Genomic DNA, 7,799 nt, shown 5'->3' on the forward strand with positions numbered 1-7,799 from the left:
GCCCCCCCGTCTCACCAGGCGCCCGGATCCCCCGCCCCCACCGCGAACACCGTTCCGTCGGGCGCCCCCGTGAACACCCGCCCGCCGCCGACCACGGGCGCGGGCAGGGTGGAGGTGTAGCCCGGCTCACCACCCAGCCTGGGCTTCGTCTGCCCCAGGAGCCGGCCCGCGCCGTCGACGGCCAGCAGCCGCCCGTCCGAGGCCGTCAGATGGATCCGCCCGTCGTGGATCACCGGCCGCGAGCCCACGGCCACGCCCGTCTCCAGCCGCCATTCCTCACGTTCCGCCCCGACCGCGGCCAGGGCGCCCGACGTGCCGAAGACGTACACCCGGCCCTCGGGGCCGACCGCGGCCTGGGCCTCCAGCAACGGCGACGAGAGGGGGATCCGGCGTACGGATCGTGTCGCGAGATCCACCCGGACGACCGCCCTGGTCACAGCGCCGGACGCGGACCGCGTATCACCTTCCAGCAGGTAGAGTCCGCCGGCCGCCGTGCCGACCGGTTCCAGCAGCGCCGGACTCCGGACCTGCCAGCGCACCGCGCCGCTCGCGGCATCGACAGCGGAGACCTGGGTCGACTTCCCGTCCGCTCCCTGCGCGCAGAGGTACAGGCCGGTGCCTCCCGACGGGTCCGGTTCGGCGAGCCATGCGGAGCCGGCTCCGCCGATGCGGTGCTCCCAGCGAGTCGCGCCCGTGGCCGCGTCGAGCATGGTGGCCTTTGCGTCCGGGCCCGTGACGAGCAGCAGACTTCCCACGGGCACCACCCGCCCGCCCTCCGGTAGGGCCCGCTTCCACCGCTGCGCACCGGCTGCCGCATCCAGGGCCCGCAGGTCCCTTCCGTCGTCGTCCACCGCGAACACCAGTCCCGCGGCGTGCAGCGGAGCCGGATTCGGTGTCATCCGCGAAGCGGGTGCCGCTCTTCGCACGGACCACATCACCGAGCCGTCGGCGGGATCGAGCCGGGCGGCCGCCAGCCCCTGACCCGAGCAGTAGAGGCCTCCGGCCGACCACGAGCAGGCCGGAACGGGATTGCCCCCGCCCCCTTCGCCCACGTGTACCGCCCACGGCGGCCCGACCTTCGCCCCGGGACCGGGCTCCGTGGCCCCGGCGTGCACGGTGGAGTGCGCTGACGGGTCTGTGTCCGTCCCGTACGCGAGGTACCCGCCGAGCGCCCCGCCGGTCAGCAGCAGCGCGCCGCAGGCCGACAGCACCAGCCGTGACCGCCGCCTCGGCGGGGTGGGGCCGGGCTGCTCGGCGACCATCCGGTCCCGCCGGTGGGTGGCCTCCTCCCGCCGGTTGGTTCCGCGCGGCCCGGGGATGAAGGCCCGGGTGTCCTCCGACGTCGGATAGGCCAGCGCACGCAGTTCACTGATCAGCGCATCAGGGGTCGGGCGTTCGGAGGGGTTCTTCGCGAGGCAGGACTCGACGACCGGTCTCAGGGCCGCCGGCAGACCGGTCAGGTCGGGGTCGTGGTGGACGACCTGGTACGCCACCAGATAGGGACTGTCGGAGTCGAAGGGGCCGCGCCCGGTCGCTGCGTGCACGAGTACGGCACCCATCGCGAACAGGTCCGCCGCAGGCCCCACTTCCCTGGGTCGCTGGAACTGCTCGGGCGCCATGAAGGGTGGTGTCCCGATCAGCTTTCCGGTCTCCGTCCGCAGGTCGCTGTCGGTCGGCCGCGAAATCCCGAAGTCGATGACCCGTACTCCGTCGGGTGCCATCAAGACGTTGCTCGGCTTCAGATCCCGATGCACCACACCGGCCCGGTGGATGTCCCGCAGGGCCTCGGCGAGTCCGGCGCCGAGTCGGGCCAGTTCGGTCGGATCGAGGACCCGCTCCCGTACCCGCTCGGCGAGTGTCGGTGCGTCGATGAACAAGGTCGCCATCCAGGGCCGTTCGGCGTCCGGATCCGCGTCCACGACGGGCGCGGTGAACGCCCCGCTCACACGACGCGCCGCGGCCACTTCCTGCCGGAACCGGGCCCGGAACTCCGGATCCACCGCGTGTTCGGGGTGCACGATCTTGACGGCGAGTTTCAGTCCCGACGCGGAGGTGGCGAGGTGGACGACGCCCATACCGCCCGAACCCAGGACGGATTCCAGCCGGTACTGCCCGGCGTACTCCGGAAAGCCCGCCCGATCCCTGCGCAGCGACTGCACCGCTGACCACCCCCGCCGGAGCCTAGTCGATGGCACCTGGCCATCTCCAAGGTCCTGCTACCCTGCGCGAGTTGCGCAACGCAACGCTCAGGGGGGAGTTTTCGCATGTCCGAAAAGAGTGAGCCCGGTCAGGTCCAGAACCTCGCCGCGGAGTCCGGTTTCCAGACCTTTCCGGTTGCTCCCGGCTCCCGGGTGAACGTCCGCAGTGGCCCGGGCACCAGCTACTCCATCGTCAAGGTCCTGCCGTACGACTCGTACGTCTCGATCCGCTGCCAGGGTCCCGGTACGACGGTCTCCGGTCCGTACGGCACGACGAACATCTGGGACTGCATCGGCAACGGTCAGTTCGTCTCGGACGCCTACGTCCAGACGGGCAGTGACGGCTACGTCGCCACGCGCTGCTGACCTCTCCCAGCCCTTCAAGGGAGAGGGAACATTGATCACCGGACGGCGCATGCTCGGTCTCGGCGGCTCGGTCATCGAGGTCCTGCCGCTCGGCGCGACCGTCTCGCTCCGCTGCCAGTGCGAGGGCACCACGGTCTCGGGTCCGTACGGCACGACGGACATCTGGGACTGCATCGGCAACGGCCGGTTCGTCTCCGACGCGTACGTGCGTACCGGCAGCGACGGCTACGTCACCAACCAGTGCGGCTGACCGCCCGCGGCGGAGGTCGGTGATCGGTGATCGGCGGACGGCGCGCGCCGCACCCCGGCGCCCCGTCCGCCCCGTCCGACCCGTCTGACACGTGAGACACACCCGGCCCGATCGGCCCGGCGAGGGATAATCGCTGATGTGAGCGACGACCAGCGAGACCAGACCCCCGCCGAGGCGGCCGCGCAGGCCTCGGTGCCCGCCGGCCCGCAGCCCGAGCCGATCCGCTTCTTCGGCACCACCTGGGTCGAGCACGACGGCGGCTACGCCCTGCTCCGCGTCGGCCTCGCCATCGGCTCGCTGGCCACCGCCATCGCCTCCGCCCTGATGCTCCGCTTCGCCTACGAGGGGCTGCAGATCGGCAACGTCGGCCCCTTCCTCAGCATCTCGGTCGTCGTCCTCTTCGCGATCGCCAGCTCGATCGCCTTCACCAAGACGTGGGCCTCCTTCAGCCGTCGCCCCGCCCCGTCCTCCGACGAGGCCGCCCTCAAGGGCCTCAAGACGATCGGTTTCATCGGCTCCCTGATCGCGTACTTCCTGCGCTGCCTCGGGGAGGCGCCGGGCGAGAAGCTCCGCCGCGCCGAGTACGAGCGCGCCCAGGCCGAATACGCCCGCCGCCGCAGCACCCGTACGGGCAACCCGGCCACCCGCCGCCCCAAGCGCAAGAAGTAGTCCCCGCGCTGCGCCGCGGCGCAGCGCGGCGAGCAGCAGCCCGCACCCTTCCCGGCGATTGACGTCCTGGCACCGCCAGGAGCATTATTCATCACATGATGAATAAGCAGGCCGAGGGAGACCCGGCCGCCGTCCACGCCCATGACCTGACCGTCCGCCGAGGCACCGGCCGCACCCCCCGCACCGTCCTCGACTCCCTCGCCTTCGACGTGCCCCGCGGCCGCATCACCGGCCTCCTCGGCCCCTCAGGCTGCGGAAAGTCCACCCTCATGCGCGCCATCGTCGGCACCCAGGCCCACGTCACCGGCACCCTCGACGTCCTCGGCCACCCCGCCGGCCACCCCCGGCTCCGCTCCCGCATCGGCTACGTCACCCAGGCACCCAGCGTCTACGACGACCTCACCGTCCGGCAGAACCTCGACTACTTCGCCGCCGTCCTCGACCCCGGCCGAGCCGCCGCCGACCGCCGAGCCGCCGCCGTCACCCGCGCCATCACCGACGTCGACCTCACCAGCCGCGCCGGCGCCCTCGCCGGCAACCTCTCCGGCGGCCAACGCAGCCGCGTCTCCCTCGCCGTCGCCCTGCTCGGCACTCCCGAGCTCCTGGTCCTCGACGAACCCACCGTCGGCCTCGACCCCGTCCTGCGCCGCGACCTGTGGAACCTCTTCCACGACATCACCGCCACCCGCGGCGCGACGATCCTCGTCTCCTCCCACGTCATGGACGAGGCCGAGCGCTGCCACGACCTGCTCCTCATGCGCGAGGGCCGCATCCTCGCCCAGGACACCCCCGACGCACTGCGCACCCGCACCCACGCCACCACCGTCGAGGAGGGCTTCCTGCGCCTCGTCGACGAAGCCGCCGACGCTGACGCCGACTCCGCCGCCGCGAACGCCTCCAACGTCACCGCCATCCGGGAGCAGACCCGATGAACGCCGCCCGCACCACCGCCACCGCCGCCCGCGTCCTGCGCCAGCTCCGCCACGACCCGCGCTCCATCGCGCTGATGCTCCTGGTCCCCGTACTGATGCTCACCCTGCTGCGCTTCGTCTTCGACGGCAGCCCCCGGACCTTCGACGGCATCGGCGCCTCACTCCTCGGGATCTTCCCCCTCATCACCATGTTCCTGGTGACCTCCATCGCCACCCTGCGCGAACGCACCTCCGGAACCCTGGAGCGCCTCCTCGCCATGCCCCTCGGCAAGGGCGACCTCATCGCCGGCTACGCCCTCGCCTTCGGCGCCGTCGCCGTCCTCCAGTCCCTCCTCGCCACCGGCCTCGCCCTCTGGGCCCTCGGCCTCGACGTCGTCGGATCGCCCTGGCTGCTCCTCCTCGTAGCCCTCCTCGACGCCCTCCTCGGCACCGCACTCGGCCTCTTCGTCTCCGCCTTCGCGGCCTCCGAGTTCCAGGCCGTCCAGTTCATGCCGGCGGTGATCTTCCCCCAGCTGCTCCTGTGCGGCCTCTTCGCCGCCCGCGACACCATGCACCCCGTCCTCGAAGGCCTCTCCGACGTCCTGCCCATGTCCTACGCCGTCGACGGCATGACCCAGGTCCTCACCCACACCGACATGACCGCCGACTTCGTCCGCGACGCCGCGATCGTCGCCGGCTGCGCCCTGCTCGTCCTCGCCCTCGGCGCGGTCACCCTCCGCCGCCGCACCCCCTGACCGCACTACGGACAGCACCTCCCCGGTCCCCGCCCGGGTGCAAGGATGAGGACGTATACGTAGCTCACGCGCAAGCACAGTTCGGCGAGGTGGATCGGGCATGACCCAGACAGTCGCAGTCCTCGGTACCGGCAAGATCGGCGAGGCCCTGCTCAGCGGAATGATCCGCGGCGGCTGGCCCGCCTCGAAGCTCCTCGTCACCGCCCGCCGCGCCGAACGGGCCGAGGAACTGCGCACCCGCTACGGGGTCGAGGCCGTCACCAACGCCGAAGCCGCCAAGCGCGCCGACACCCTCATCCTCACCGTCAAGCCCCAGGACATGGCCAAGCTCCTCGACGAGCTCGCCCCGCACGTCCCCGTCGACCGCCTGGTCATCAGCGGGGCCGCCGGCGTTCCCACGGCCTTCTTCGAGGAACGGCTCAGCCCCGGCACCCCCGTCGTCCGCGTCATGACGAACACCCCCGCCCTCGTCGACGAGGCCATGTCCGTCATCTCCGCAGGCAGCCACGCCACCGCGGCGCACCTCGCCCACACCGAGGAGATCTTCGGCAGCGTCGGCAAGACCCTGCGCGTCCCCGAGTCCCAGCAGGACGCGGCCACCGCCCTCTCCGGCTCCGGACCCGCCTACTTCTACTTCCTCGTCGAGGCCATGACCGACGCCGGCATCCTCCTCGGACTGCCCCGCGCCCAGGCCCACGACCTGATCGTCCAGGCCGCCATCGGCGCCGCCGTCATGCTCCGCGACAGCGGCGAACACCCGGTCAAGCTCCGCGAGGCCGTCACCTCCCCGGCCGGCACGACGATCAACGCCATCGTCGAGCTGGAGAAGCACGGCGTACGCGCCGCCCTCATCGCCGCCCTGGAAGCGGCCCGCGACCGCAGCCGCGAGCTCGCCTCCGGCAACAGCTGAGACACCCGTACCGGTGGGGGTCCCGCGGCATGCGGGACCCCCACCCGTCACGGCTCCAGCAGCCCGATGGCCCGGTACGCCCGGTCCACCACCGGCCGCGCCAGCTGCCTGGCCCGCTCAGCACCCTCCCGCAGCACCTTCTCCACCTCCGCCGGATCGCCCGCCAGTTCCGCGTGCCGCTCCTGCAGCGGTCGCAGCAGCTCGACCACCGCGTCGGCGACATCCCGCTTCAGCGCCCCGTAGCCGCTGTACCCCTCGGCGAGCACGGCCGGATCACCCCCGGCACACGCCGCCAGGATGTCCAGCAGATTCGCGACCCCCGGACGCGCCTCCCGGTCGTAGACCACCCCGTCGTCCCCGCTGTCGGTGACCGCCCGCATCACCTTCTTGCGCACGACCCCGGGCTCGTCGAGCAGATAGACGATCCCCGCCCCGCTCTCGTGGGACTTCCCCATCTTCGACGTCGGGTCCTGCAGGTCCATGACCCGCGCGGCCACCGCCGGAAGCGTGGCCTTCGGGACGGCGAAGGTGTGCCCGTACCGCTGGTTGAACCGCACCGCCAGATCCCGGGTCAGCTCGACGTGCTGCCGCTGGTCCTCCCCGACCGGCACCTCCTGCGCCCCGTACGCCAGGATGTCGGCCGCCATCAGCACGGGATAGGTGAGCAGCGACAGCCGCACGCCCTCCCCGGAGACCTGCGCCTTCGCCGCCTTCTCCTTGTACTGGATCATCCGCCGGAGCTCCCCGTCGGTGGCGGTGCACTCCAGGAGGTACGCCAGCCGGGTGTGCTCGTCGACGTGGCTCTGCACGAAGAGGGTGCACCGTTGTGGATCCAGTCCGGCGGCCAGGAACAGCGTCGCGGCCTGCCGGCTCAGCCTTCGTACGCGCGCCGGCTCGTGCTCGACGGTCAGCGCGTGCAGATCGACGACGCAGAACAGCGCGGACTCGGGCGTCCGGTCGGCGGCGACCCACTGGCGGAGGGCCCCCAGGTAGTTGCCCAACGTCAGGTGTCCGGTGGGCTTGATCCCGCTGAAGATCCTCGGAGTCGTCGTCATGTCCTGCTCTCCCTTGGTGTGAGTGGTGTCGGTGCCATCGCGTCGGGCGACCGAGCCACTCCCAGGAGGGAGAAACAAAAACGCCCGCCGTGGCGGCGGCCGTGAACGCATGCGTGCTCGCGTGGAAGGTCGGCCGCCGTCAGGCGGCCCACCAGCGAAGGTTGAGCGTGAGCGCATGCGTAGTCATGGGGCCAGCGTAGACCGGGGGCGTGGCAGACGACGGGAGTTTCGCGGATCCCGCGCGGCGGGTCAGGCAGGGGTTGACACTGGTGTGCCCGGTCCGTAAGGTTCTTCGAGTTGTCCGAAGTGAGCGCCGACCCCGGTCGGTCCCCGGACAGCCATCCCGCACCACACATTCGAACGAACGACGCACTCCGTCGTCTTGTTTTCATGCGTATTTGCGAATGAGGAATCTGCGTTCCAGGACGCAGCCGCCGATTAGGTTCGGGGGCAAGGAATCCGCTACTGTCTCACTCGTCGAAAGGGCCCAACAGCCCGGAAGACAAGCCCCGCTGACTGGGGGTCAGGCCCGAAAGGATCTGATAGAGTCGGACTCGCCGGAAAGGGGAACGCGAAAGCGAAAACCTGGAAAGCGAAGCGGGACCGACTCTGATAGAGTCGGAAACGCAAGAACAGAACGAAAGCCCGGAGGAAAGCCCCAGCGGATGTCGCGGGGGTGAGTACA

8 protein-coding genes are annotated in these 7,799 nt (G+C 71.2%); 6 read left to right on the forward strand and 2 right to left on the reverse strand.

What is annotated here, in order from left to right; genetic code table 11:
- Positions 1-11: 11 nt before the first annotated feature.
- Positions 12-2,159: a serine/threonine-protein kinase gene (locus AB8A24_RS26505; RefSeq protein ID WP_328962211.1), complete on the reverse strand. Its 2,148-nt coding sequence runs from the start codon at positions 2,157-2,159 to the stop codon at positions 12-14.
- A 105-nt stretch (positions 2,160-2,264) separates the two neighbouring features.
- On the opposite strand from AB8A24_RS26505, the gene AB8A24_RS26510 reads away from it, so the two are divergent.
- From AB8A24_RS26510 to proC, 6 genes are all read left to right on the forward strand, one after another.
- Positions 2,265-2,564 carry a peptidase gene (locus AB8A24_RS26510; RefSeq protein WP_030733121.1) on the forward strand — a complete coding sequence of 100 codons (300 nt, stop codon included), beginning with the start codon at positions 2,265-2,267 and terminating at the stop codon, positions 2,562-2,564.
- A gap of 31 nt (positions 2,565-2,595) precedes the next feature.
- Positions 2,596-2,814 (forward strand): peptidase, encoded by a 219-nt coding sequence (locus AB8A24_RS26515; protein WP_369477818.1) that lies wholly within the window; start codon positions 2,596-2,598, stop codon positions 2,812-2,814.
- 138 nt (positions 2,815-2,952) lie between these two features.
- Complete coding sequence (locus AB8A24_RS26520) at positions 2,953-3,483, forward strand: hypothetical protein (RefSeq protein WP_369477819.1); 531 nt, start codon at positions 2,953-2,955, stop codon at positions 3,481-3,483.
- A 95-nt stretch (positions 3,484-3,578) separates the two neighbouring features.
- Positions 3,579-4,415: an ABC transporter ATP-binding protein gene (locus tag AB8A24_RS26525; protein WP_369477820.1), complete on the forward strand. Its 837-nt coding sequence runs from the start codon at positions 3,579-3,581 to the stop codon at positions 4,413-4,415.
- Positions 4,412-5,149 carry an ABC transporter permease gene (locus tag AB8A24_RS26530; protein ID WP_266483209.1) on the forward strand — a complete coding sequence of 246 codons (738 nt, stop codon included), beginning with the start codon at positions 4,412-4,414 and terminating at the stop codon, positions 5,147-5,149. Before AB8A24_RS26525 ends, AB8A24_RS26530 begins: the two co-directional genes overlap by 4 nt.
- A gap of 100 nt (positions 5,150-5,249) precedes the next feature.
- Positions 5,250-6,059: a pyrroline-5-carboxylate reductase gene (proC, locus tag AB8A24_RS26535; protein ID WP_328962208.1), complete on the forward strand. Its 810-nt coding sequence runs from the start codon at positions 5,250-5,252 to the stop codon at positions 6,057-6,059.
- Positions 6,060-6,106: 47 nt separating this feature from the next.
- Here the strand turns inward: proC and trpS are convergent, their stop codons facing one another.
- Positions 6,107-7,114 (reverse strand): tryptophan--tRNA ligase, encoded by a 1,008-nt coding sequence (gene trpS, locus AB8A24_RS26540; protein ID WP_328962207.1) that lies wholly within the window; start codon positions 7,112-7,114, stop codon positions 6,107-6,109.
- Positions 7,115-7,799 lie beyond the last annotated feature (685 nt).

The sequence above is a fragment of the Streptomyces sp. BF23-19 genome (genome assembly GCF_041106355.1).
Taxonomy (GTDB): domain Bacteria; phylum Actinomycetota; class Actinomycetes; order Streptomycetales; family Streptomycetaceae; genus Streptomyces; species Streptomyces virginiae_A.

Bases quoted from the DNA above. Each gene is read 5' to 3' on its own strand.
- AB8A24_RS26510 (WP_030733121.1), top strand. From the start codon at position 2,265: ATGTCCGAAAAGAGTGAGCCCGGTCAGGTCCAGAACCTCGCCGCGGAG.
- proC (WP_328962208.1), top strand. From the start codon at position 5,250: ATGACCCAGACAGTCGCAGTCCTCGGTACCGGCAAGATCGGCGAGGCC.
- AB8A24_RS26525 (WP_369477820.1), top strand. From the start codon at position 3,579: ATGATGAATAAGCAGGCCGAGGGAGACCCGGCCGCCGTCCACGCCCAT.
- AB8A24_RS26530 (WP_266483209.1), top strand. From the start codon at position 4,412: ATGAACGCCGCCCGCACCACCGCCACCGCCGCCCGCGTCCTGCGCCAG.
- trpS (WP_328962207.1), bottom strand. From the start codon at position 7,114: ATGACGACGACTCCGAGGATCTTCAGCGGGATCAAGCCCACCGGACAC.